Source organism: Castellaniella sp. S9, from assembly GCF_027257175.1.
GTDB lineage: Bacteria > Pseudomonadota > Gammaproteobacteria > Burkholderiales > Burkholderiaceae_B > Castellaniella.
Genome location: NZ_JAPFGD010000005.1, coordinates 257929 through 281737 on the forward strand (window position 1 = coordinate 257929; position 23809 = coordinate 281737).

Consider the following 23809-nt stretch of genomic DNA (forward strand, 5'->3'; position numbering starts at 1 on the left):
ATGACATGCGGCAGCATCGAGGATGCGCTGCCGTGGGATATAACAACTTGAAATCATTCGCCCGGGAAATAGGCGAAGCAAGGCATTATAGCGGATTGCAGGCCTGCTCGCGAATGGCGTCAGCGGGACTCATCCTGGTGCGCCTCGCCCGCCTCGCGCAGGCGCTGCCCCAGCCGGCGGGCGCGACGCACCCGCCAGGCCCAGGTGAACCACCCCGACAGGCTGTAGAGCACGAACAGGCCGAACAGCACCACCGGCGGATCGCTGGAGACGAACACGAACACCGCCACCACCACCAGCATCACCCAGAACGGCACGCTGCGCCCCAGGGCGAAGGACTTGCCGCTGAAAAACGGCGCGTTGGACACCATGGCCAGGCCGGCGTAGACCGTCAGCCCGAAAGCCGACCAGGACAGGATGCCGTCGGCAAAGGAAAATTTGTTGTCCACCGCCAGCCAGACGTAGCCCGCGACCAGCGCCGCCGCCGCGGGACTGGGCAGGCCCTGGAAATATTGCTTGTCGACCACGCCGATGTTGGCATTGAAGCGCGCCAGCCGCAAGGCGGCGCCCACCACGTAGACGAATGCCGCCAGCCAGCCCCAGCGCCCCAGCCCCTGCAGCGACCACTCGTACATCACCAGCGCCGGCGCCATGCCGAACGAGATCATGTCGGCCAGCGAGTCGTATTGCTCGCCGAAAGCCGACTGGGTGTTGGTCAGGCGCGCCACGCGTCCGTCCATGCTGTCGAACACCATGGCGAGGAAAATGGCGATCGCCGCCACCTCGAAGCGGCCGTTCATGGCCTGGACCACGGCGTAGAAGCCGGCGAACAGATTGGCGGTGGTAAAGGCGTTGGGCAGCAGGTAGATGCTGCGGCGACGGTGGATTTCGTCGGTCATCGAATCAATGTCCAGGGATCGCTTCGGCATCGGGGCCGGCTGCGGGCGCATCGCCGGAGATCTCGGGCAGCTCGGCCAGCACCGTGCTGGTGGCGTGCACCTTGTCGCCGATGGCCACGCGGGGCCGCGCCCCTGGTGGCAAGTATACGTCCACCCGCGAACCGAAGCGTATGAAGCCGTAACGCTGGCCCGCGTAGAGATCCTGGCCCGCGGAGGCATAGCACAGGATGCGCTTGGCCACCAGGCCGGCCACCTGCACCGCGGTGACGACGTGGCCGTCCGGGGTGTCGAGCACCATCGCGTTGCGCTCGTTCTCGAGCGAGGCCTTGTCCAGGGAGGCATTGAAGAAAGTCCCCGGAAAATACTCGAGCAGGCGCACCCGGCCGTCGACCGGACAGCGGTTCGAGTGCACGTTGAACACGTTCATGAACACGCTGATCTTGAGCGCGTCGCGGCCGGCGTAGGGATCATGAGCGTCCTCGACGCAGACGACCCGCCCGTCGGCGGGCGACAGCACGGCACCCGCGCCTTCGGGCGCCTCGCGCACCGGGTCGCGAAAGAACTGCAGGGCGAACACCGTGAACAGCCAGAATGGGATGGATGCCCAGCCCGACCAGAGCGACACCAGCACGGACACCAGCACGGCAATGGCCAGGATGGGCCAGCCTTCGCGCGCCACCACGGGATGGGGATATGGGGGAGTTTTCATGGTAGGCGCAAGGATAACCCAATTCCCGGCGGGGAATCATCCCTTTGCAACCGCGCAAAACGGTCGGCCGGCGCCGGAAAAAACGGGGCGCGCGGCATTTCAGCCGTGCGCCCCCGGGGTGCTGCGGGGACCGGCCGGGCTTGCAGGCCTGGCCGGTACACCGCGGCGATCAGTTCTTGGACTGGTCGACCAGCTTGTTGGCGGCGATCCAGGGCATCATCGCACGCAGCTTGCCACCGACTTGCTCGATCTGCGATTCGGCATTGAGGCGGCGGCGCGAGGTCAGTTCCGGCGCACCGGCGGCATTTTCCAGGATGAAGTTCTTGGCATAGACGCCCGACTGGATGTCGGCCAGGGCCTGACGCATTGCGGCGCGGGTGTCGTCGGTGACGATGCGCGGGCCGGTGACGTATTCGCCGTACTCGGCATTGTTCGAGATCGAGTAGTTCATGTTGGCGATGCCGCCCTCGTAGATCAGGTCCACGATCAGCTTGAGCTCGTGCAGGCACTCGAAGTACGCCATCTCGGGCGCATAGCCCGCCTCGACCAGGGTCTCGAAGCCGGCCTTGATGAGTTCGACGGTGCCGCCGCACAGCACGGCCTGCTCGCCGAACAGGTCGGTCTCGGTTTCCTCGCGGAAATTGGTCTCGATGATGCCGGCGCGCCCGCCGCCATTGGCCATGGCGTAGGACAGGGCCAGGTCGCGCGCCTTGCCGCTGACGTCCTGGTGCACGGCGACCAGGTGCGGCACGCCGCCGCCCTGCGTGTAGGTATTGCGCACGGTGTGGCCGGGCGCCTTGGGGGCGATCATGATCACGTCGATGTCGGCGCGCGGCACGACCTGGCCATAGTGGACGTTGAAGCCGTGGGCGAAGGCCAGCGCGGCGCCCGCCTTGATGTTGCCGGCGATCTGGTTGCGGTAGACCTCGGCGATGTTCTCGTCGGGCAGCAGCACCATGACCACGTCGGCGCCCTTGACCGCCTCGGCGACTTCCTTGACCTGCAGGCCGGCGCCTTCGGCTTTCTTCCAGGAGGCGCCGCCCTTGCGCAGGCCGACGGTCACGTTCACGCCGGAATCGTGCAGGTTCTGGGCGTGGGCATGGCCTTGCGAGCCGTAGCCGATGATGGCGACGTTCTTGCCCTTGATCAGGGACAGGTCGCAGTCTTTGTCATAGAAAACTTTCATGGATGACTCCGGTTGTTCTTGGATTCGGGTTGAAAAAGGGAAGCAGAGGGCCGGATCAGAGCTTGAGTACGCGTTCGCCGCGTCCAATGCCCGACACGCCGGTGCGTACGGTTTCCAGGATGGCCGTGCGGTCGAGCGCGCCGATGAACGCCGCGATCTTCTCCTGCACGCCGGTGAGCTCGATGGTGTAGGTCTTGTCGGTGACGTCGATGATGCGTCCGCGGAAGATCTCGGCCATGCGTTTCATTTCCTCGCGCTCCTTGCCCACGGCGCGCACCTTGATCAGCATGAGTTCGCGCTCGATGTGGGCGCCCTCGGACAGGTCGACGACCTTGACGACGTCCACCAGCCGGTTGAGGTGCTTGGTGATCTGCTCGATGACCTCGTCGGACCCCTCGGTGACGATGGTCATGCGCGAGAGCGTGGCGTCCTCGGTGGGGGCGACGGTCAGAGTCTCGATGTTGTAGCCGCGGGCCGAGAACAGCCCCACCACCCGGGACAGTGCGCCAGGCTCGTTTTCCAGCAAAACGGATATCACGTGTTTCATGGTTTCCCCCTTACAGATCCTCTGAGCCCAGCAGCATTTCAGTCAGGCCGCGGCCGGCCTTGACCATGGGCCAGACGTTCTCGGTCTGGTCGGTGATGAAGTCCATGAAGACGAGCCTGTCCTTGTGCTTGGTGAAGGCCTCGCGCAAGGCGGGTTCGACGTCGGCGGGGTTCTCGATGCGCATGCCCACGTGGCCGTAGCTCTCGACCAGCTTCACGAAATCGGGCAGCGCATCCACGTAGGATTCGGAATAGCGCGAGCCATACTCGATTTCCTGCCACTGGCGCACCATGCCCAGGTACCGGTTGTTCAGGCACAGCACCTTGGGCGTGAGCCGGTATTGGCTGCAGGTCGACAGCTCCTGGATATTCATCTGGATCGAGCCTTCGCCGGTGATCACGGCGACGTCGCGGTCCGGGTTGGCCATCTGCACGCCCATCGCATAGGGCAGGCCCACGCCCATCGTGCCCAGACCGCCGGAATTGATCCAGCGGCGCGGCTCGGGGAACGGGTAGTATTGCGCCGCCCACATCTGGTGCTGGCCCACGTCCGAGGTGACGAAGGCCTGGCCGCGCGTGACCTCCCAGAGCTTCTGGATGACGAACTGCGGCTTGATGAGGGTGTCGGAGGTCTCGTAGTCCAGGCACTTCCGTTCACGCCAGGTGTCGATCTGGCGCCACCAGGCATCGAGCGAGCCGGGCTCAGGGCCTTTTTCGGCCAGTGCCTGGCCGTACAGGCCGATGAAGTCCTGCAGCACGTCCTTGACGTCGCCCACGATGGGGATGTCGACGCGCACGCGCTTGGAGATCGAGGACGGATCGATGTCGATGTGGACGATCTTGCGGGGCACCTGGGCGAAATGGCGCGGGTTGCCGATGACGCGATCGTCGAAGCGCGCGCCGATGCCGATCAGCACGTCGCAGTTCTGCATCGCCATGTTGGCTTCGTAGGTGCCGTGCATGCCCGGCATGCCGACGAACTTGGGATCGGTGCCGGGCAGCGCGCCCAGGCCCATCAGCGTGGTCGTGCAAGGCGCGCCGGTCATGTTGACGAGCTTGCGCAGCTCGTCGGCGGCATTGGCCAGCACCACCCCGCCGCCCGCATAGATCATCGGGCGCTCGGCGGCCAGCAGCATCTGCACGGCCTTCTTGATCTGGCCCTGGTGGCCTTTGACCACTGGCGCGTACGAGCGCATGACGGTCTCGCCGCGCTTGGGCGCGAACTTGCACATCGCCACGCTGACGTCCTTGGGCACGTCGACCAGCACGGGGCCGGGACGGCCGGTGCGCGCGATGTAGAACGCGCGGCGCATGGTCTCAGCCAGGTCCTTGACGTCACGGACGAGGAAATTGTGCTTGACGCAGGGCCGCGTGATGCCGACGGTGTCGCATTCCTGGAACGCGTCCTGGCCGATCGCATGGCTGGGCACCTGGCCGGTGATCACCACCATGGGGATGGAATCCATGTACGCCGTGGCGATGCCCGTCACCGCGTTGGTCACGCCCGGACCGCTGGTCACCAGTGCGACGCCGACCTTGTTCGAGGAACGCGAATACGCGTCGGCGGCATGCACGGCGGCCTGTTCGTGGCGCACCAGAACATGCTTGAAGGTGTCTTGTTTGTAGATGGAGTCGTAGATGTAGAGGACTGCGCCGCCAGGGTAGCCAAAGACATGGTCTACGCCTTCCTCGATGAGGCAACGCACGATAATATCGGCGCCATTGAGTTCCATGATGTTTTCCTTTCATGACCAGCGCAACGCACCAACCGGCCCCTGAAGGCCTGGGCCAGTCCTGGCGACCCTCAGCATGCACCGGCGCTGGGCGATTCACGGAATCGCTTTGCCCGGACACCCTGCGGAACCAGCCTGCACCCGTTGACACGTGACGCAAGCGTTCATTGAACGCGGGAGGTAGAAATGGAAGTCCCGGCCGAGGCTTGTGGCCCTGCCAGGGACAAACGAATCGCGGGCGTAAAAAACCGGGCGTGTGGCCCGGGCATGCGCCTGTGGGGAACCGGCCGCGCATGGCGGCAGGCCAGCTACTTTACCGCGTTGCAGCAATCGCCGCAAGCGCGCGCCACAACGCGCCGTTTTCCCTATACTGCTGTTTTGTTGCCGCCGGCCTGCCGCGCCATCGCATGAATTCATTCATCGCCCAGTTCCAGCGCTTCATCTACAGCCACTATTTCTTTGGCGGGCTGCGCCAGGCAGTGGGCGTCCTGTTGCCGGCGCTGGTCATCGTCGGCCTGTTCCAGCTGTATGCCATCGGCATGGTCGCCGCCATCGGCGCGGCCTGCGTGGCCGTGATCGACCAGCCCGGCGGGCCGCGCCGCTACGGCCTCAACGGCATGCTGGCGGCGCTGCTGCTGGGCTCGCTGACGGCGGCCGCCAGCGGCCTGGCTTCGGGGCATCCGGTGATGGTCTGGCTGGTGGTGCCGCTGCTGTGCTTCGTGTTTTCGATGTTCACGGTCTTTGGCAAACAGGGCGGATTGCTGGGGTTCGCCTGCCTGCTGATCATGACGCTGACCATGCGCACGCCGCTGTCGACCGCGGACGTCCTGCAGCACACCGCCTATTCATTTCTGGGCGGGGTGTTCTACCTGGCCTACAGCGCCCTCGCCCATCGGCTGCTGTGGCACCGCGAGGAACAGCAGGCCCTGTCGGTGGCGCTGTTCGCGACGGCCGACTACATGTCGGCGCGCGCCCGCTTCTACGACGTCGACCTCGATCTCGAGGACAGCTACCGCAAGCTGATCCGGACGCAGGCCCAGATGACCGAGGCCCACCAGGCGGCGCGCGACATGGTCCTGCGCGAGCTGCCCCGCGGCAAGCCGGGGCGCGGCGATCGGCTGCGGCAAAGCTCATTGAACATTTTCGTCGACATGGTCGGGCTGCTGGACACCATGGTGGCCACGCACACCGACTACGCCACCCTGCGGCGCACCATGCCCGACAGCGACATCCTGCTGTTCGTGCGCGACGCGCTGAACAAGCTGGCGGCGAATGTGTCAGGCATTGCCCTGAACGTCGCCCGCAACCGCCACGCGCGCGAGCGCAACAGCGTCAAGGCGGAACTGCGGGCGCTGGAATACGAAATGGAGAAAGCGCGCAGCGGCGGCCTGGAGGCCGAGCACCCGGAAATCTATGCGCTGCTGGTCCAGATCCAGCGGCGGATGCGCAACATGGCGCGCCTGGTCGCGCGCATGGCCGGCCATTCCGAGCATGCGGTGGACCGGGACACGCCGCCGGCCGATTTGCGCCTGGACAAGTCGCTGAACCGCTTCCTGTCGCGCCAGAAATGGCGCCTGGGCATGCTCACCAGCAATCTGCGCAGCGACTCGCCGCATTTCCGCTACGCCCTGCGGGTGGCCATCGCCGCCCTGCTCGCCATGACCGTGGCGGCGATCCTGGGCGCCCTGCCGCTGCTGCGCGACGTGGCACCCGGTATCGCGGCGCACGGCTACTGGATCATCCTCACCGTCATCATCATCATGAAACCCGGCTTTGCGCTGACCCGCCAGCGCAACGGCTGGCGCGTGACCGGCACCCTGATCGGCTGCGCGGCGGCGCTGGGGCTGTTCACCCTGACCCACAGCAGCACCACGCTGCTGGCCATCCTGGTGGTGTGCAGCATCCTGGGCTACAGCCTGGTGCAGGTGAATTACATGCTTTCGGCCGTGTTCAACACCATGTTCGTGTTGCTGGTGTTCCACTTCCTCGTCCCCGCATCGAACGCCGTCGTGGGCGAGCGCCTGATCGACACCTTGATCGGCTCGGCACTGGCGCTGAGCTGCAGCTATATCCTGCCCGCGTGGGAGCGCAACGTGATGACGCCGCTGGCGGCGGCCCTGCTGCGGGCCAACCAGCGCTTCCTCAGGACCGGGCTGGCGTATGCCCAGGCCGCGCGGGCGGCCCGTGCCGCAGGGAACGAAAACGACGGACGTGCCCGCGACGCGGACATGAGCTGGCGCGTGGCGCGCAAGAACGTGCACATCGCATTCGGAAACTTCGCCTCGGCGTTCTACCGCATGATGGACGAGCCGGTGCGCCGCCAGCGCCACGTCCCCGAACTCAACAACCTGCTGATCCAGCACCACGCCCTGGCCTCGCAGATCTCGGCGGTCGTCCCGATCCTGGCGCAACTCGACCACGTCCCCGACGGCATCCGGCAGGCGCTGGATGCCACGCAGGCCTACCTGGAGGACCGCGACATGGCGGCACCCACCACCCTCGAGACCGAGGGCGAGCTCGCCACCCTGGCCTACCCCTTGCGCCAGATGGTCAAGGCCGCCGGCCTCATCCGCCACGAGATGCGCGGGCTGGAGCCGGACGTCCCGCCCGCGGCGGCTACGTCCGAGGCGCGGCCTTGATAGCGTCTACATGCGGCCTCAAAACGGCCCCTTGAACACGAAATACGCGCCCGCGCAGATCAGCGCGAAGCCGATCGCGTGGTTCACCGTCAGGGCCTCTTTCAAATAAAGGACCGAGAATCCGGCGAACACCACCAGCGTGATGACTTCCTGGATGGTCTTGAGTTCCGCCGCCGAATAGACCGCGTGTCCGATGCGGTTGGCGGGCACCGCCAGGCAGTATTCCACCAGGGCGATCGACCAACTGATCAGGACGACCTTGGCCAGCGGGCTGTTGGGAAATTTCAGGTGCCCATACCAGGCGATGGTCATGAACACATTGGACATGACCAACAGGACGATCGGCAGGAATTTGTGCATGGCGTTTTCGTCAGGCCGGCCTTCGGAACACCAGGCGATCGTCCGATGAGGCCTCGGACGCATAGGCGTAGCCCTCGGCCTCGAAGCCGCGCAGATCCTCGACGGCCTCGATCGCATGGTCGATGACGTGGCGCGCCATCAGGCCGCGCGCGCGCTTGGCATGGAAGCTGATGACCTTCCAGGCGCCGTTCTTTTCATCCTGGAACACGCACTCGACCACGCGGGCGCGCAGCGCCTTGCGATCGATCGACTTGAAATACTCGTTGGAAGCCAGATTGAGCAGCACGCGATCGCCTGACAAGGCGTCCAGGCGCCGGTTCAGTTCCTGCGCGATCCGGTCGCCCCAAAAGGCATACAGGGTGGCACCCCGGGCCGTCCGCAGGCGGGTCCCCATTTCCAGGCGATAGGGCTGGATCAGGTCCAGCGGCCGCAACACTCCATAGAGGCCGCTGAGGATCGCCAGGCGATCCTGCGCCCAATCGAGTTGCGCATCGGAGAGTTCCGCCGCCCGCAGGCCTTCATAGACGTCGCCATTGAAGGCCAGGGCCGCCTGGCGCGCGTGCTGGTGATCGGGCGCGTCCACCCAGGCGGCATAGCGCTCCGCATTCAGCCGCGCCAGCGCGTCCGACAGACTCATGAGCCCGGCCAGATCCCCGGCCGACAGGCGCTGCAGCACCCCGACCAGCTCGCGCGTATCGTCGGGGAATACCGGCAGCGACCGGCGCGTGGTGCGCACCGGGGTGTCGTAGTCCAGCTTCTTGGCCGGAGACAGCACCATCAGCATCGCGAGGCCTCCTTAGCGCGCGGTCCAGCCGCCGTCGATCGACAGCGTGGTGCCGGTCATCTGTGCCGCCGCGTCCGAGGCGATGAACACGGCCGCCTGGCCCAGTTGCTGCGGCGTGACGAATTCCAGGGACGGCTGCTTTTCAGCCAGCAATTCGCGCGCGGCATCCTCGATGCTGAGGCCCTTTTGCTGCGCGATCGCCTGGATCTGCTTTTCCACCAGCGGCGTACGCACCCAGCCGGGGCAGATGGCATTGCAGGTGACGCCGGTGCCCGCGTTCTCGAGGGCCGTGACCTTGGTCAGGCCGACCACGCCGTGCTTGGCGGCGACATAGGCCGATTTGTTGGCCGAGGCCACCAGGCCGTGCGCCGAGGCGATATTGATGATGCGGCCGAATTTCTGCCGTTTCATGCCCGGCAGCGCGGCCGCCGAGCAATGGAACACGGCCGAGAGGTTCAGGGCGATGATGGCGTTCCATTTGTCGACCGGAAAATCCTCGATCAGGTCGGTGTGCTGGATGCCGGCATTGTTGACCAGGATGTCGATACCGCCCAGCGCCTGGGACGATTGCGCGATGAAGTCCCGCGCGGCTTGCTCATCCATCAGGTCGGCGTTCAAGTAGACGGCCTTGATCCCGAAGTCCTTTTCCAGGCCGGCGCGCTCGCGTTCAATCGCGTCGGCGTCGCCGAACCCGTTGATGACCAGATCCGCCCCCTGGCGCGCCAGTTCCTGCGCAATCGCCAGGCCGATGCCGCTGGTCGAGCCGGTAACGACCGCTTTTTTGCCTTTGAGCATGGACAACTCCTTATGGAAGATTCGGAAAAAAACCTGTGCTCAGTGTAACGCGGGGCGCCTGAAGCAGAGATGGACACGGCACTAGCAATTGCCCTTTTTCGCCTGGCCGGGAGGGCAGTGGCGCTGCCCGTGGCCATCCGGATCGACGATCACCGAACCGCTGGGCGTATAGACGGCACAGGCGGAAAACATCGTCAGCATCGCGCATACCAATACGATTTTTTTCATTCTTCGCTCCAACACACAAGGAGGTCCATTGTGCCCGGGCTACCGGAATAAAATGCTACCAAGCGTGAACGTCCATGAACGAGTGCGTGGCCTCACACCGTTTTGGTGGCTTCCATGAGGCGCCGAGTCAGCACCATGGCCTCCTCGGCCCCGGATATGTTGGCGAACCCCATCAATACGCCCCCTGGCCCCGGTCCGCGCATTCGCCAATGGCTCAGCGCCTGGATCGCCAAGCCATGGGACTGCGCCGCGGCGGCAAAATCCCTGTCGCTGCACTGGCCCTGCAGCATCGCCAGAACATGTGTTCCGGCGACTTGTGCCGCTGCGATGTGCAGCCTCGCTCCGAACACAGGTGTCAGCGCATCGACCAGATGGTTACGCCGCTGCGCGTAGAGCAAGCGCATCTTGCGCAGATGGCGGGCGAAATGGCCTTCCGCCATGAACTCGGCCACGGTCGCCTGCGGCCAGATGGATCCTGGACCGGGAAGGTGGTTCGCCGCCTCGCGAAACTGTCCGATACGCGCCTCTGGCACAACCAGATAGCCCAGGCGCAACCCCGGAAACAGCACCTTGCTGAAGGTGCTGGTGTATAGCACGCGCTCATCCCGGTCCAGGCTTTTCAGCGCGGGCAGCGGTCGGCCATGGTAGCGGAACTCGCTGTCATAATCGTCCTCGATGATCCACGCCGACCGTCGCTGCGCCCACTTCAGCAGCGCCAGCCGCCGGGGCAATGACAGCGCCACGCCCATGGGGCACTGGTGCGTGGGCGTTACCACGACGAAACGGGCATCCGGGGCCCGCCGCTGCCCGGCCTCGACGTTCAAGCCTTCCTCATCCACGGGGATGGGTGCCAGGCGCATCCCGATGTGCTGCAAAAATTCCCGGGTATAGATATAGCCGGGATCCTCATGCCAGCCCAGGTCGTCGCTGCGCAACAGGGTGCGGCATATCAGTTCCAGGGCGCCCCGATAGCCGGCCGTGATAAAGACTTGCTCGTGGGAGCAAGCGACGCCGCGGGATATGCCCAGGTAGGCGGCAACGGCGCGCCGCAGCGGCTCGTATCCGGCCGGATCGGGATAATTCATGGCAGCGGCACCGAGAACGCGCAGGCTGCGGTTGGCCAGGCGGGCCCAGGTCTTGCGGGGAAACGCATCCAGCCCCGGCAAACCGAACTGAAAGGGTGCGGGCTCGTCGGATACCGTCCGCGACTGCTCCACCGGTTTGCTGGGCGTCTTGGGCGACGCCGTACGACCCGTCCCACCCAGGCTGCCCAGGCGCGGCGAGACCACCGTGCCGGCGGGTCCGCGTGCCTCGAAATATCCCTCGCTGGTCAGCATCTGGTAGGCCAGTTCGACGGTGCCCCGCGCCAAGTGGAGTTCGCTGGCGAGACTGCGTATCGATGGCACCCGATCCCCCGGGCGCAGCTTGCCGGCGGCAATCGCCTCCCGAAAGCGCCGGTACAGCTGCAGATAGACCGGCGCGTCCAGCCCACGCCGCGGTTCCAAGTCTCGCAGGTCCAGGGTCGATGTCCCAGTCATTTTCGCAATTCTTGACCCTATTGAATAGGACGTTATTTTCCTAGAATGCTCCAGTCGAAGCAAGAAAGAGCGCAAGGAAAGCCATGGCCCAGAATTCCAATCCATATGGACAGCCGATCGGCGAACCGCTGACCGACTGGTCCACCCGCCCGCTGCCGGGGGACGTGACGCTGCAGGGCGCCTTTTGCCGCCTCGAACCCCTGGATGCGGAGCATCACGCTCGGGACCTATACGCCGCTTATAGTTCCGCGCCGGATGGCCGCGACTGGACCTATATGTTTGCGGGCCCCTTCCGGGATGCCGGCGAATACCTTCGCTACGCCGAAGGCATCTCGCGCGGCGCCGACCCCAAACACTATGCGGTCATCGACAACGCGCTGGGCAAGGCCGTCGGCACACTCGCTCTGATGCGGATCGACCCCGGCCACGGCGCAATCGAAATCGGAAACATCGCCTTTTCTCCGCTCCTCAAGCAGAAGCGAGCCTCCACCGAAGCACAGTTCCTCGTCATGAAGTATGTCTTTGACGAGCTTCGGTACCGCCGCTACGAGTGGAAGTGCGACAGTCTGAATGCCCCATCCCGGAAGGCCGCGGAGCGGCTCGGATTCAGCTTCGAAGGGATATTTCGACAGGCGGTGATCTATAAGGGGCGCTCGCGTGACACCGCGTGGTTTTCCATCATCGACAAAGAATGGCCATCACTCAAAAAAGCCTTCCTCGCATGGCTTTCGATGGAAAACTTCAATAGCGACGGGCGGCAGATCAGAACCCTGGCCGAACTTAGAAGGGAGCAGCCGGAACGGCACCGCAGGGAAGCTGTTGAATGACTTCGAGCCGTTGCCGCCGGCGTCCTGCCCATCGACGCCTATCCGGCCGCCCCGCTTATTCCACCACCAGCGCGAGACATTCGCTATAGCAAACGCACCCTCACGCGTCTTGCGGCTTCGCGCCGCACGGCGTTGCGCAGCGGCAGCACGAACGGCGACGCCTCGATCTCGAATATGTCGCCCGGTTCAGTACGGATGCCATCGCTGAAGCTGAGGGTAGCCGTCCCGAAGAAGTGCACATGCACGTCCCCTGGACGGCAGAACCCCTTGTATTTGAAGTGGTGGGCCTCCAGGTTGCCCAGGCTGTGCGACATATTGGCTTCGCCCGACAGGAAGGGCTTCTCCCACAGGGTCTTGCCCTGGCGCAGGATACGCGACGTCCCTCGGACGTCCTGCGGCAATTCGCCCAGCAAAAGGCTAGGGCCGAAGCTGGCTGAACGCAGTTTGGAATGGGCCAGCAAGAGGTAGTTTTGGCGCTCGGTGATGTGGTCGGAGAATTCGTTGCCCAATGCAAAACCCAGGCGTCGTGGGCAACCGTCTGCATCGATGATGTATAAGCCGACGATTTCCGGTTCCTCACTGCCGTCGAGGGCAAATTCCGGCACCAACAAATCGGCCCCCGGTTGTACGATGCTGTCGCCATCCCCTTTGTAGAACCACTCGGGTTGGACGCCCGTTTCACCCTGCGCCGGTTTGCCGCCCTCGACACCCATCCGAAACATCTTCATCGAATCGGTCAACTGCTCGGATTTGGCGGTATCGCGATGCATCTGGTCGCGCCCCTGGGCGCTGCCCAAATGCGTCAGCCCGGTGCCGCTGACCAGCAAATGGGCCGGATCGGGATGATCCAGCGGTGCCAGCAAGCGACCTTCAGCCGCCAAAGCCTGAATGTCGACCGTCGCAGAGCCGGCAAATTTCATGGCCAGGCCGGCAAGTGTGCTGTCTTCGGCAATGGCCCGCTGGGCCAGCGCATAAACACTGTGCACGGTATCAAGGACGCGTGCCTGGTCATCGTCGTCAACCAACAATACTTGACGCTGTCCCGCGTCGTTCAAAGCTTGCAGCAATTGCACGGTACTGTCCTTTCTAGAGGTCTGCCAGACGGGCAATAAAGTGGCCATCCGGGTGGTTTCGGTCGAGTATGACGTTGCGCGAGAAACGCGCATCGGATTCGGGATGATCCTCGCGGTAGTGGCTACCACGGCTTTCAGGCCGAGCCAGCGCCGCAGTCGCCATGAGCTCGCCCACCTGGATCATGTTGCTCAATTCGAGTGCAGCCACCTTCTGGGCAGCCGTTTCGACGCACGTGTCCTCGAGCAACGCCTGACGCACCTGCCGGCAAACCCGCAGAAATTGCCGTAGGCCTGTTTCGTCCCGGAGGATCAGCAAATAGCGATTCGCCGCCTTCTGCAGGTCCTGGCGAAGGGTCTCGAGCGAGTGTTTTCCTTGCCCGCTGAACGCAGCGGGATGCAAGTGTTCCGCCACGTCCTTGCTCAATGGCGGATGGTCTGCCAACCGCTGCGCACGCTCCGCGGCCGCCCGCCCAGCGCGTCCGCCAAACACCTGGCACGTGACTGACATGTTGCCGCCCAGTCGATCAGCGCCGTGCGGGCCCGCCGCCACTTCTCCTGCCGCGAACAAGCCTTTCAAGTTGGACTGTGCGTCCGCGTCTATCCTCAGACCGCCATTGATGGCGTGCGCCGAGCACGTGATCTGGATCTTGTCTTTGTATAGATCCACGCCACGCTCTTGATACCACTGGTAAGTCAGCGGCCACATTCGGGCGATGCTGCGGTCCTTGTCGGCCAGGATCTGCGTGAAATCGCGGCCGATGAAATCCATATAGACGCCGCCTTCGTCCGTGCCGCGGCCATCGTTTATCGCCTTCTGGATGGAAATCTCTATGTATCTGGAAATATCGCTGGAACTGAAGGGGAAATGACGCTCTTTTTGTGCGATGACCGCGTCCAGTGACAAGCCTTCGGGCAGGTAGTCCTCCACGAAGGGCTGCCCGTTCCGGTCGGTCAGATTCGGCCGGGCGTCCCAGAGATAATTGCCGAAGAGATTGATGAAAGGCGTAATGACACTGACGCCGGCCTGCATGAATTCCATATTGACCAAATGCGCGCCGGCACGATAGGCCATGGCATAGCCATCACCGGTAATGTCCGAGGGGTAAAGATTCTTGGCAAACAGCTGGCTCGCCCCACCCGTCGTCAATATCGTTGATTTGGCACGGATGATCACCGTGTCGCCATTGTGATCCAGCGCCACGGCACCCAGGCACTGGCCATCCTGTGCGATCAGATCGACGATCATCAGGCGATCCATCACGCGGATGCCCCGCCGCGAGGCCTCGGTGCCCAGCGCCTTGACGATGGGCTTGAAGTGATCCTGGATGACATGCGAGCGCGATTTCGAGGAAAAGCAGGCGCGATAGGTGAGGTAGCGGTCCTCGTCCTCCCGCCGTTCGAAATGGACGCCGTATTGCTCCAGATAATGCAGCGCGTCTTCGGCCTCGTTTGCCAGGATGCCCGCCAGACGAGGATCCGCCATCCCTTGTCCGGCAGTCAGGATGTCCTGCAGGAACACCTCGGGGCTGTCCAGGGGGTCGCCGGCCGCGTCGGGCACGTTGAACGCCCCAACCTCGGCCACACTATGGAATGTGGCGCCGCTTTTGCGGAATTCCCCTTTGATCACCACCAGCACCTCGGCGCCGGCGCCGTCGGCTTCCAATACGGCGCGCAAGGCGGCGCCCCCGCTGCCGACAACCAATACGTCTGTGTGAATTTCGCGGCGAAATGTACTCATTCAGTCAACTCCTTTGGCAAGCGGCACTCCGCCTGGCTTCATTCAGGAAAAATGTGCGGCCGGCATCGTTTTCAGCGTTGGGCTGACACGCACCTTGAAGGGAATCAGGTCCAGCACCTGCGTCTGCAGATCCACGCCAGGGGCGATTTCTTCGACTTGCAAACCGTCAGCCTGCAAAGAAAAGACGGCCCGCTCGGTGACATAGAGAACCTGTTGGCCCTTGCGCAAGGCTTCGCGAGCATTGAAAGTAATTTGCTCTACATGGGGAACGAATTTCGAATAGCGCCCCTCGGTCTGTATGTCGAGATGCCCGTCCGTGACTTCGATGCGCGCACCACCGGCGGAAAATAAACCGCAGAACACCACCCGTGGCGTTCTATGCGTAATGTCGACGAACCCGCCACATCCGGGAATGATGCCGTTGAATTTGCTGACATTGACATTGCCCTGGGCGTCAATCTGACCAAACCCGAGGAAGGTCATATCCAGCCCGCCGCCGTTAAAATATTCAAAGACCTGGGTGGAGTCGATAATGGCGTGCGGATTGATATTGGTGCCAAATATGGCCCGTTCGCCCGGCACGCCGCCGATGGAGCCGTGCTCGGGAAAGAAAACGGCTTGGTCGAAACGCCCTCGCTCGATCAGGATTTTTGGAATATTCACGGGGATGCCCACCCCCAGATTCACGATCTGGTGCTCACCGGTTTCATCGGCCGCCCGATTCACCACGATTCGAGACACGCTGGGCGGCAAAGGCTCGATGTTCTGCAGGGGCAATCGGATCTGTCCTGTCAACGCCGGATTGAGGATGTCGCCACCCGACACGCTTTGATCGGGGACCACAACCACGGCATCGACCAGGATACCGGGAATCTCGACCATGCGAGGGTGCAATGTCCCGCTTTGGGTCATGCGCCGCACCTGCACGATGACTTTTCCGCCAGAGGCTTTGGCCGCCATGGCCAGCGTCTTGACCCCAAGGGATACCGGTTCGTCCTCCAGGCTGATGTTCCCGTATTCGTCGGCGGTGGTGCCGCGCAGCAAAGCAACGTGCACGGGCTCGACGTCATAGCGCAGATAGGTTTCGCCTTCGATATCGACGCGCCGGGCAAGAGAGTTGGCGGCCCGGGCATTGATGCCCCCACCCTCGACATCGGGGTCGACGAAGGTGCCGATGCCGACCTGGGTCAGTGTGGCCTGCCTGCCAGCGGCGGTGTCCCGCATCATCTGGAAAACCGTGCCCATGGGCACAAGGTGCGCCTCGAATGCGTCCTGTTTCAGCAGTTCCGTATAGCGCGAGGTCTTGAGGTAGCTATAGCCGCTGCCGATCGCTCGGCGCACCATGCCCGGCTGTGCGAGATGCTCTAGGCCGAGGTTCTCGCCCATCCCCACGATAATGGGATGGATCTCCGTCAAATCGCGCGGCGAGCCCGTGCGCGCATAGCGCTCACCGATCGCGCGCAACAGTGCGTCGGGCGTCAGAACGTTTTCACAACCACAAATAGCGATGGTCGAACCGTCTTCGACAAGCTCGGCCGCCTGCGCTGCGCTGACAATGCTGACCTTCTTCATACGAGCCCCCCGGGTGCATTCAATACCCACTTGGTGATGTGCTTGCCCACCGCCACGAGCTCCGATCGCTGGTTATGGACCTCCATGTCGGCGACCGTCCGCAAGCGTTCGTCGTCCACAGTCGCGATTTTGTAGGTCACGGTCACAGTATCGCCAAGAAACACCGGCTTCAGAAAACGTACGCCATCGTAGCCCAAGGACACCGGGGTCGTGTCAATGCCCTGTGCAATGCTCCGCTGCTGCATGTGCGTCGACGCGGTGGACATGAACGCAACCAGCAGTGCGCCATGAGCGATCCGCCGGCCATAAACCGACTGTTGCATGAACGCTTCGTCGGTGTGGTTGGGCGAAAAGTCGCCCGATATCCCGGCAAACAGGACGACGTCGGTTTCCGTAACGGTCTTGGTGAACTGGACACTATCGCCAATTCGGACGTGAAAATGGGTCACTCACTGTCTCCTATGTGTGGGTCTGAAATTCTTTTCTAAACAAAAACCCCCCGCAAATCAATGTTTGACGGGGGGATTCTGGCGGAGAGGGTGGGATTCGAACCCACGGTACGGGGTTACCGTACGCCTGATTTCGAGTCAGGTACATTCGACCACTCTGCCACCTCTCCGGGTACGATGCATTGCGTGTCGAGTCGCGCATCTTAGCATAAAACCAGGCGGCAGACTTCGGGGCGCGGGCGGCCCGCCGCCCGCTGAAACCCGTCCCGTCACTCGGCGGCAATGCGATCCACCCCCCCCATGTACGGCCGCAGGGCCTCGGGCACGACGATGCTGCCATCGGCTTGCTGGTAGTTCTCCAGCACCGCGACCAGGGCGCGGCCGACCGCCAGGCCGGAGCCGTTCAGGGTGTGCAGGTACTCGGGCTTGGCCTTCGGGCCTTCGGGGCGGAACCTGCCCTGCAGGCGCCGTGCCTGGAAGTCCAGGCAGTTGGAGACCGACGAGATTTCCCGCCAGGCATTCTGCGCCGGCAGCCAGACCTCGAGGTCGTAGGTCTTGGCCGAACCGAAGCCCATGTCGCCCGCGCACAGCAGCACCACGCGGTACGGCAGGCCGAGGGCCTGCAGCACGTGCTCGGCGTGGCCCACCATTTCATCCAGGGCCTCCCAGGAGCGCTCGGGGTGGACGATCTGCACCATCTCGACCTTGTCGAACTGGTGTTGGCGGATGATGCCGCGCAGGTCGCGCCCGCCGCTGCCCGCCTCGGAACGAAAACAGGGCGTGTGCGCAGTCAGGCGCAAGGGCAGGTCGCGGGCCTCGAGGATGGTGTCGCGCACGGTGCCCGTCAGGGGGATCTCGGCCGTGGAAATCAGGTACAGGTCCTCGGCCGGGCCTTCATCCTCGTCGGGCGTGCTGCCCTGCCCGCCCTTGGTCACCCAGAACATATCGTCCTTGAACTTGGGCAGCTGGCCGGTGCCGAACAGCGTCGAGCCGTTGACGATGTAGGGGGTATAGCACTCGGTGTAGCCGTGCTCGCCGGTCTGCAAGTCCAGCATGAATTGGGTCAGCGCGCGATGCAGCCGGGCGATCGGCCCGCGCAGCATCATGAAGCGCGCGCCCACCAGTTTGCGGGCCGATTCGAAATCCAGGCCGAAAGGCTCGGCCAGCGCAACGTGGTCGCGGGGCTCGAACCCCAGGCCGGCCGGATTGCCGTCCGCGCCGGCGATGCCGGGCAGCCAGCGCCGCACCTCGACGTTGTCGACCTCGGAGGCGCCGTCCGGGACGCTGTCGTGCGGCAGGTTGGGGAGGGTCATCAGCCATTGCGACAATTCCTGCTGGACCGCCGCCAGGTCGTGCTCCAGCGCCTTCAATTCGTCCGGGATGGCCTGCGATTCGGCCAGCACGGCGCTGGCATCCTCGCCCCGGGATTTCAGCTGGCCGATCTGCTTGGCAAGCGCATTGCGCCGGGCCTGCAGTTCCTCGGTGCGGACCTGGACAGCCTTGCGGCGGGCCTCCAGGTCATGGTAGCGGTCGGAATCGAAGGACAGGCCGCGCCGCGCCAGGGCGCCGACGACGCGCGGCAGGTCTTTGCGCAGCAGATTGGGATCGAGCATGGTGAGGGGCCGGGGATAGAATCATTGGAGAAGCCGTATTGTATTCAATTACGCCGAACCCTTCGGCGCCGCGAGCTATCCCAGCCGCCGCCGCTGCGGTATCGTAGGCATTCCATTCCCGACACCAGGAGTCCACTATGTCGAAAGTTCTCGTCCTTTATTACTCCGCCTACGGCCATATCGAACAGATGGCCGAGGCGGTTGCCGAAGGCGCCCGCTCCGCCGGCGCGACGGTCGACATCAAGCGGGTTCCCGATCTGGTGCCCGAGGGGGTCGCCAAGGCCTCGAACTACAAGCTCGACCAGGCCGCGCCGATCGCCAAGGTGGCCGACCTGGCGGACTACGATGCGATCATTGTGGGAACGGGGACGCGCTTTGGCCGGATGAGTTCTCAAATGGCCAATTTCCTCGACCAGGCCGGCGGCCTGTGGGCCAGCGGCAAGCTCAACGGCAAGGTCGGCGCCGCCTTCACCAGCACCGCCACGCAGCACGGCGGCCAGGAAATGACGCTGTTCTCGATCATCGCCAATCTGCTGCACTTCGGCTGCGTCGTGGTCGGCCTGCCGTACAGTTTCCAGGGACAGATGCGCCTGGACGAGGTCACGGGCGGCGCGCCCTACGGTGCAACCACCATTGCCGGCGGCGACGGCTCGCGCCAGCCCACTGAAAACGAACTGGACGGCGCGCGCTTCCAGGGCAAGCACGTCGCCGAGGTCGCCAACAAGCTGTTCGGCTGAGGCGCGTGGTCAGTCCTCGCCCCCAGCCTCCTCGTCCCACTGGCGCAACTGGGCCAGTTTTTCGGCGATCCTGATTTCCAGGCCACGGGGCACCGGCCGGTACCAGCCGGGCTCCTCCATGCCTTCGGGCAGGTAGGTCTCGCCCGCGGCATAGGCGTTGGGCTCGTCGTGGGCGTACCGGTACTCGTGCCCGTAGCCCAGTTCCTTCATGAGTTTCGTCGGCGCGTTGCGCAGGTGCACCGGGACCTCGCGGCTCTTGTCCTGCCGGACGAAGGCCCGGGCCCGGTTGTAGGCCATGTAGCCTGCGTTGCTCTTGGCGGCCACGGCCAGATAGATCACTGCTTGTCCGAGGGCCAGCTCGCCCTCGGGCGACCCCAGGCGCTCGTAGGTGGCGGCCGCGTCGTTGACGACCTGCAGGGCGCGTGGATCGGCCAGGCCGATGTCCTCCCAGGCCATGCGCACGATGCGCCGCGCCAGGTAGCGCGGATCGGCGCCGCCGTCGAGCATGCGGCAAAACCAGTACAGCGCCGCATCGGGATGCGAGCCGCGCACCGACTTGTGCAGGGCCGAGATCTGGTCGTAGAACTGGTCCCCGCCCTTGTCGAAGCGACGCGCATTCAAGGTCAGCGCCTCGCGCACGAAGGCGGCGTCGGCCCGCGCGATGCCGGCCGCGCCGGCGGCGGTGCCGGTCTGCTCCATCAGGTTCAGCAGGCGCCGCGCATCACCGTCGGCCAAGTCGACCAGTGCGTCGATGGCGGCCTCATCCAGTTCCAGCCCCGGCAAGGCGCGCTCGCGCGTACGCGCGAGGAGCTCCCTCAACTCGTCCTCGGACAGCGGCTTCAGCACATAGACCTGAGCACGCGAGAGCAAGGCGGAATTCACCTCGAAAGAAGGATTCTCGGTGGTTGCGCCGATGAAGGTGACCAGCCCAGACTCGGCATACGGCAGCAAGGCGTCTTGCTGGGATTTATTGAAGCGGTGGATTTCATCGACGAACAGGATGGTGCGCCGGCCCATGGCCTGGTGCTGCTGGGCCTGCTCGATGGCGGCGCGGATGTCCTTCACCCCCGAAAACACCGCCGACAGCGCGATGAATTCGCAATCGAAGGCATCGGCCGTGAGGCGCGCCAGCGTGGTCTTGCCCACGCCCGGCGGGCCCCACAGGATCATGGAATGCGGCTTGCCGGACTGGAAGGCCAGCCGCAGGGGCTTGCCCTCGCCCAGCAGGTGCGTCTGGCCCACCACCTCGTCGAGGCTGCGCGGGCGCAAGGCCTCGGCCAACGGTGCGCCCGCCAGCGCACCGCCGCCCCGCGCCGCCGTCGGCGGCCCCGATCCCAGCAGGTCGCCTTGAGTCGCCATCGTCAGTCCATCCGGACGAGGTCGACGCCCGGCGGCGGCTTGAATTCGAAGCGGTCCGCGGGGATGTCGGGATTGGCCTGGATGTCCTCGAGCACGATGCGCGAGGTCTGGCCAAACGCATCGAGGAGCTCGAGCCGCCGCGGCAAGCCATCGGCAAAGCCGATGTCCACGTGCACGAAGCCCGCATCGCCGCCCTTGGGCAGGGCGCGCAGCCACTGCAGGCCGTCGCGCTCGGGCTGCGCCTGCAGGTCGAAGGAATCCTCGAGGGCGCCCGAGCCGAACAGCAAGGCGGCCGGCGAGGCGCCGATCGCCTGGCGCGCGCTGCGCTGGGTGACCTGCGCCAGATCGGGATCGTACTGGTAGACCGAACGGCCGTCCGAGACGATCAACTGCTCGTAGGGCTTGCGCACCTGCCAGCGGAACTTGCCGGGGCGCTGGAACGAGAATTCGCCCGACTGGGTCCGGCCCGCGCCCTGGCCGCCGGCCATGGTTTGCTGGAATTGTCCGGTAGCCGTGTGCACGTCGGCGATGAAGGCATGCAGCTGCGCGCGCGCATCCGCCGCCAGGGCCATCATCGGCAGACAGGCCAGCACGAGTCCCGCCAGCCAGGCCTTGAGGATTCCCTGGCCCGGTCGCGCCGCGCGCGTCGGTGAATGTTTAATCATCATCTGAGACATTTCCTGCGGGCACCAGGATATCCCGGTTGCCATTGGGTTGCATGGCCGACACCAGGCCGGAGCGCTCCATCTGCTCGAGCAGGCGGGCCGCGCGGTTGTAGCCCACGCGCAAGTGGCGCTGCACCGACGAAATCGAGGCGCGGCGGTTGCGCAGCACGACCTCGACGGCCTGGTCGTAGAGCGGGTCGGATTCCTGGTCGGCGAAGCCGGTGACCGCGCTCACGCCGTCGCCGGTCTCGCCCTCGGAGGCGCCCTCGAGCAGGCCGTCGACGTAGTCGGGTTCGCCGCCGTCGGCCTTCAGGGCCTCGACCACGCGATGCACCTCGTCGTCATGGACGAAGGCCCCGTGGACCCGGGTCGGCAGGCTGGTGCCCGGCGGCTGGTACAGCATGTCGCCCTGGCCGAGGAGCGCCTCGGCCCCCATCTGGTCGAGGATGGTGCGCGAGTCGATCTTGGACGAGACCTGGAAGGCGATGCGCGTCGGGATGTTGGCCTTGATCAGGCCCGTGATCACGTCGACGCTGGGCCGCTGCGTCGCCAGGATCAGGTGGATGCCCGCCGCACGCGCCTTTTGCGCCAGCCGCGCGATCAGTTCCTCGACCTTCTTGCCCACCACCATCATCAGGTCGGCGAGCTCGTCGATGACGACGACGATGGTGGGCAGTGTCGCCAGCGGCTCGGGCGCATCGGGCGTCAGCGAAAACGGATTGGGGATGGGCTCGCCGCGCTTTTGCGCATCGCGGATCTTGGTGTTGTAGCCCGACAGGTTGCGCACGCCCAGCTTGCTCATGAGCTTGTAGCGCTTTTCCATCTCGGCCACGCACCAGTTCAGTGCATTGGCGGCCTGGCGCATGTCGGTCACCACGGGCGCCAGCAAGTGCGGGATGCCCTCGTAGACGCTCATCTCCAGCATCTTGGGGTCGATCAGGATCAGCCGGACCTGGCTGGCGTCGGCCTTGTAGAGCAGCGACAGGATCATGGCGTTGATCCCCACCGACTTGCCCGAACCCGTCGTCCCGGCCACCAGCAGGTGGGGCATCTTGGCCAGGTCGGCGACCACCGGATTGCCGGCGATGTCCTTGCCCAGCGCCATGGTCAGGGCCGAGCCGCTGGCGTGATAGACCTGCGAGCCCAGAATTTCCGACAGGCGCACGATCTGGCGGCGCGGATTGGGCAGTTCCAGGCCCATCAGGTTCTTGCCCGGAATGGTCTCGACCACGCGGATGCGCACCAGGCTGAGGGCGCGCGCCAGGTCCTTGGCGAGGTTGACGATCTGGCTGCCCTTGACGCCGGTGGCGGGCTCGATTTCGTAGCGGGTGATCACCGGGCCGGCCTGCGCCGACACCACCACCACGCTGACGCCGAAGTCCGAGAGCTTTTTCTCGATCAGGCGCGAGGTGAACTCGATGGTCTCGGGCGATACGGTCTCGCGCGCCTCCTCGACGGGGTCCAGCAGCGACAGCGCGGGCAGCGTGCCGCTGAGTGCGGGATCCTCCTTGGGCGTGAACAGGGACTGCTGCTTTTCCTGCTGGACGCGCGAAGACTTGGGCACGGTCGTGACCGAGGGCTCGATGCGCACCGGCTGTTCATGGACCAGCTGCACCTGGCGGGTCTCGACCATTTCCTGGCGCTCGGCGGTCTTGGTCGCGCCGACACGGCGATCCTCGTAGGCGGTCTTCAATTCGATCAGGCGGCGCAAGCCGCGCTCGATCCAGAAGCCGACTTTTTCCGAGATGTCGAGCCACGAAAAGCCGAAGAACAGGCTGGAACCCATCACGATGAAAGCCAGTAGCAGCAGCGTGCTGCCCGCATGGCCCATGAGCTGCGCCAGCCCCTGGGCCAGCAGTTGGCCCAACTGTCCGCCGGCGCCCGCCGGCAGGTGGCCGGCCCAGGACCCCAGGCGCAAGGCCTCGATGCCCATGCAGCCCAGGAACAGCAGCACAAAGCCGATGCCGACCTCCCAGCGCACGCGCGGCAGGAGCTCGGGCACGGTGTTGGGCAGGACGACGCGCGTCAGCCGATAGAAGCCCGCGGCCACGCGGCGCAGCAGCAGCACCACCCACAGCCACGCGGAATAGCCGAACAGGAACAGCAGGAAGTCGGCGACGTGCGCGCCGAAGGTGCCGCCGCGATTCTGCGTCACGCCGCTGTGCACGGAATGCGACCAGGCCGGGTCGGATTTGCTCCAGGTCGCCAGTACCAAAATCAGCCAGCACGCCATTGCGGCAAAAAGTATCCAGCGCGCTTCGCGCAACAATCCGGTCAGGCGGGCCTGCAAGGGCGAGGGGCCGTTGCGCACATTGCGCGAGGCGCGGGATGTCGGTGCGGGTATTCTTGCCATGGCCTC

21 protein-coding genes and 1 tRNA gene are annotated in these 23809 nt (G+C 64.7%); 3 read left to right on the forward strand and 19 right to left on the reverse strand.

The window, feature by feature from the left end; genetic code table 11:
- Positions 1–119: 119 nt before the first annotated feature.
- The 5 genes from pssA to OOZ48_RS10310 all read right to left on the reverse strand — a co-directional run bounded on the left by pssA (position 120) and on the right by OOZ48_RS10310 (position 5073).
- On the reverse strand, positions 120–929 hold the full coding sequence (gene pssA / locus OOZ48_RS10290; protein ID WP_269497978.1) for a CDP-diacylglycerol--serine O-phosphatidyltransferase: 810 nt from the start codon (positions 927–929) through the stop codon (positions 120–122).
- On the reverse strand, positions 904–1608 hold the full coding sequence (locus OOZ48_RS10295) for a phosphatidylserine decarboxylase (protein ID WP_269497981.1): 705 nt from the start codon (positions 1606–1608) through the stop codon (positions 904–906). The genes pssA and OOZ48_RS10295 overlap by 26 nt, the downstream gene beginning before the upstream one ends.
- 169 nt (positions 1609–1777) lie before the next feature.
- Positions 1778–2794, reverse strand: a complete 1017-nt coding sequence (gene ilvC, locus OOZ48_RS10300) for a ketol-acid reductoisomerase (protein WP_269497982.1) — start codon at positions 2792–2794, stop codon at positions 1778–1780.
- Between the two features lie 55 nt (positions 2795–2849).
- Positions 2850–3341 carry an acetolactate synthase small subunit gene (gene ilvN, locus OOZ48_RS10305; RefSeq protein ID WP_269497984.1) on the reverse strand — a complete coding sequence of 164 codons (492 nt, stop codon included), beginning with the start codon at positions 3339–3341 and terminating at the stop codon, positions 2850–2852.
- A 10-nt stretch (positions 3342–3351) separates the two neighbouring features.
- Positions 3352–5073 carry an acetolactate synthase 3 catalytic subunit gene (locus tag OOZ48_RS10310; RefSeq protein WP_269497986.1) on the reverse strand — a complete coding sequence of 574 codons (1722 nt, stop codon included), beginning with the start codon at positions 5071–5073 and terminating at the stop codon, positions 3352–3354.
- 407 nt (positions 5074–5480) lie between these two features.
- Here OOZ48_RS10310 and OOZ48_RS10315 point away from each other — a divergent pair, with 407 nt between their 5' ends.
- The gene (locus OOZ48_RS10315; RefSeq protein WP_269497988.1) at positions 5481–7712 is read left to right on the forward strand and encodes an FUSC family protein; all 2232 of its coding nucleotides are present in this window, start codon (positions 5481–5483) and stop codon (positions 7710–7712) included.
- Between the two features lie 18 nt (positions 7713–7730).
- Here the strand turns inward: OOZ48_RS10315 and OOZ48_RS10320 are convergent, their stop codons facing one another.
- From OOZ48_RS10320 to pdxR, 5 genes are all read right to left on the reverse strand, one after another.
- On the reverse strand, positions 7731–8072 hold the full coding sequence (locus OOZ48_RS10320; protein ID WP_269497990.1) for a DMT family protein: 342 nt from the start codon (positions 8070–8072) through the stop codon (positions 7731–7733).
- 10 nt (positions 8073–8082) lie between these two features.
- Complete coding sequence (gene yaaA, locus OOZ48_RS10325; RefSeq protein ID WP_269497992.1) at positions 8083–8856, reverse strand: peroxide stress protein YaaA; 774 nt, start codon at positions 8854–8856, stop codon at positions 8083–8085.
- Positions 8857–8868: 12 nt separating this feature from the next.
- Entirely contained in the window at positions 8869–9651 is a 783-nt protein-coding gene (locus OOZ48_RS10330) for a 3-hydroxybutyrate dehydrogenase (RefSeq protein ID WP_269497994.1), read from the reverse strand.
- An 81-nt stretch (positions 9652–9732) separates the two neighbouring features.
- Positions 9733–9879, reverse strand: coding sequence for a hypothetical protein (locus OOZ48_RS10335; protein ID WP_269497996.1), 147 nt, complete (start codon positions 9877–9879; stop codon positions 9733–9735).
- 92 nt (positions 9880–9971) lie between these two features.
- Entirely contained in the window at positions 9972–11399 is a 1428-nt protein-coding gene (pdxR, locus tag OOZ48_RS10340) for a MocR-like pyridoxine biosynthesis transcription factor PdxR (RefSeq protein ID WP_442867571.1), read from the reverse strand.
- Between the two features lie 101 nt (positions 11400–11500).
- Between pdxR and OOZ48_RS10345 the strand changes: the two genes are divergently transcribed.
- Complete coding sequence (locus OOZ48_RS10345) at positions 11501–12244, forward strand: GNAT family N-acetyltransferase (protein WP_269497999.1); 744 nt, start codon at positions 11501–11503, stop codon at positions 12242–12244.
- An 83-nt stretch (positions 12245–12327) separates the two neighbouring features.
- Here the strand turns inward: OOZ48_RS10345 and araD1 are convergent, their stop codons facing one another.
- The 6 genes from araD1 to serS form a co-directional block, all read right to left on the reverse strand.
- Entirely contained in the window at positions 12328–13317 is a 990-nt protein-coding gene (gene araD1, locus OOZ48_RS10350) for an AraD1 family protein (protein WP_269498001.1), read from the reverse strand.
- 13 nt (positions 13318–13330) lie between these two features.
- On the reverse strand, positions 13331–15055 hold the full coding sequence (locus OOZ48_RS10355) for an FAD-binding protein (protein WP_269498003.1): 1725 nt from the start codon (positions 15053–15055) through the stop codon (positions 13331–13333).
- A 42-nt stretch (positions 15056–15097) separates the two neighbouring features.
- Positions 15098–16627 (reverse strand): acyl CoA:acetate/3-ketoacid CoA transferase, encoded by a 1530-nt coding sequence (locus tag OOZ48_RS10360; protein WP_269498004.1) that lies wholly within the window; start codon positions 16625–16627, stop codon positions 15098–15100.
- Complete coding sequence (locus tag OOZ48_RS10365; RefSeq protein ID WP_269498005.1) at positions 16624–17076, reverse strand: MaoC family dehydratase; 453 nt, start codon at positions 17074–17076, stop codon at positions 16624–16626. Before OOZ48_RS10365 ends, OOZ48_RS10360 begins: the two co-directional genes overlap by 4 nt.
- Positions 17077–17155: 79 nt before the next feature.
- Positions 17156–17246: transfer RNA gene (locus OOZ48_RS10370), tRNA-Ser, on the reverse strand.
- 99 nt (positions 17247–17345) lie between these two features.
- The gene (gene serS / locus OOZ48_RS10375; protein ID WP_269498007.1) at positions 17346–18689 is read right to left on the reverse strand and encodes a serine--tRNA ligase; all 1344 of its coding nucleotides are present in this window, start codon (positions 18687–18689) and stop codon (positions 17346–17348) included.
- A gap of 137 nt (positions 18690–18826) precedes the next feature.
- Here serS and wrbA point away from each other — a divergent pair, with 137 nt between their 5' ends.
- On the forward strand, positions 18827–19426 hold the full coding sequence (gene wrbA, locus OOZ48_RS10380) for an NAD(P)H:quinone oxidoreductase (protein ID WP_269498009.1): 600 nt from the start codon (positions 18827–18829) through the stop codon (positions 19424–19426).
- A gap of 9 nt (positions 19427–19435) precedes the next feature.
- On the opposite strand, the gene OOZ48_RS10385 is transcribed toward wrbA, so the two are convergent.
- From OOZ48_RS10385 to OOZ48_RS10395, 3 genes are read right to left on the reverse strand one after another with little or no spacing between them, the layout of a single operon-like run.
- Positions 19436–20785, reverse strand: a complete 1350-nt coding sequence (locus tag OOZ48_RS10385; RefSeq protein WP_269498012.1) for a replication-associated recombination protein A — start codon at positions 20783–20785, stop codon at positions 19436–19438.
- A gap of 2 nt (positions 20786–20787) precedes the next feature.
- Positions 20788–21453, reverse strand: coding sequence for an outer membrane lipoprotein chaperone LolA (gene lolA, locus OOZ48_RS10390; RefSeq protein ID WP_442867567.1), 666 nt, complete (start codon positions 21451–21453; stop codon positions 20788–20790).
- Positions 21443–23803 (reverse strand): DNA translocase FtsK, encoded by a 2361-nt coding sequence (locus OOZ48_RS10395; protein ID WP_269498014.1) that lies wholly within the window; start codon positions 23801–23803, stop codon positions 21443–21445. Before OOZ48_RS10395 ends, lolA begins: the two co-directional genes overlap by 11 nt.
- Between the last annotated feature and the right edge of the window lie 6 nt (positions 23804–23809).

Bases quoted from the DNA above. Each gene is read 5' to 3' on its own strand.
- pssA (WP_269497978.1), bottom strand. From the start codon at position 929: ATGCCGAAGCGATCCCTGGACATTGATTCGATGACCGACGAAATCCAC.
- OOZ48_RS10295 (WP_269497981.1), bottom strand. From the start codon at position 1,608: ATGAAAACTCCCCCATATCCCCATCCCGTGGTGGCGCGCGAAGGCTGG.
- ilvC (WP_269497982.1), bottom strand. From the start codon at position 2,794: ATGAAAGTTTTCTATGACAAAGACTGCGACCTGTCCCTGATCAAGGGC.
- ilvN (WP_269497984.1), bottom strand. From the start codon at position 3,341: ATGAAACACGTGATATCCGTTTTGCTGGAAAACGAGCCTGGCGCACTG.
- OOZ48_RS10310 (WP_269497986.1), bottom strand. From the start codon at position 5,073: ATGGAACTCAATGGCGCCGATATTATCGTGCGTTGCCTCATCGAGGAA.
- OOZ48_RS10315 (WP_269497988.1), top strand. From the start codon at position 5,481: ATGAATTCATTCATCGCCCAGTTCCAGCGCTTCATCTACAGCCACTAT.
- OOZ48_RS10320 (WP_269497990.1), bottom strand. From the start codon at position 8,072: ATGCACAAATTCCTGCCGATCGTCCTGTTGGTCATGTCCAATGTGTTC.
- yaaA (WP_269497992.1), bottom strand. From the start codon at position 8,856: ATGCTGATGGTGCTGTCTCCGGCCAAGAAGCTGGACTACGACACCCCG.
- OOZ48_RS10330 (WP_269497994.1), bottom strand. From the start codon at position 9,651: ATGCTCAAAGGCAAAAAAGCGGTCGTTACCGGCTCGACCAGCGGCATC.
- OOZ48_RS10335 (WP_269497996.1), bottom strand. From the start codon at position 9,879: ATGAAAAAAATCGTATTGGTATGCGCGATGCTGACGATGTTTTCCGCC.
- OOZ48_RS10345 (WP_269497999.1), top strand. From the start codon at position 11,501: ATGGCCCAGAATTCCAATCCATATGGACAGCCGATCGGCGAACCGCTG.
- OOZ48_RS10355 (WP_269498003.1), bottom strand. From the start codon at position 15,055: ATGAGTACATTTCGCCGCGAAATTCACACAGACGTATTGGTTGTCGGC.
- OOZ48_RS10360 (WP_269498004.1), bottom strand. From the start codon at position 16,627: ATGAAGAAGGTCAGCATTGTCAGCGCAGCGCAGGCGGCCGAGCTTGTC.
- serS (WP_269498007.1), bottom strand. From the start codon at position 18,689: ATGCTCGATCCCAATCTGCTGCGCAAAGACCTGCCGCGCGTCGTCGGC.
- wrbA (WP_269498009.1), top strand. From the start codon at position 18,827: ATGTCGAAAGTTCTCGTCCTTTATTACTCCGCCTACGGCCATATCGAA.
- OOZ48_RS10385 (WP_269498012.1), bottom strand. From the start codon at position 20,785: ATGGCGACTCAAGGCGACCTGCTGGGATCGGGGCCGCCGACGGCGGCG.
- lolA (WP_442867567.1), bottom strand. From the start codon at position 21,453: ATGATGATTAAACATTCACCGACGCGCGCGGCGCGACCGGGCCAGGGA.
- OOZ48_RS10395 (WP_269498014.1), bottom strand. From the start codon at position 23,803: ATGGCAAGAATACCCGCACCGACATCCCGCGCCTCGCGCAATGTGCGC.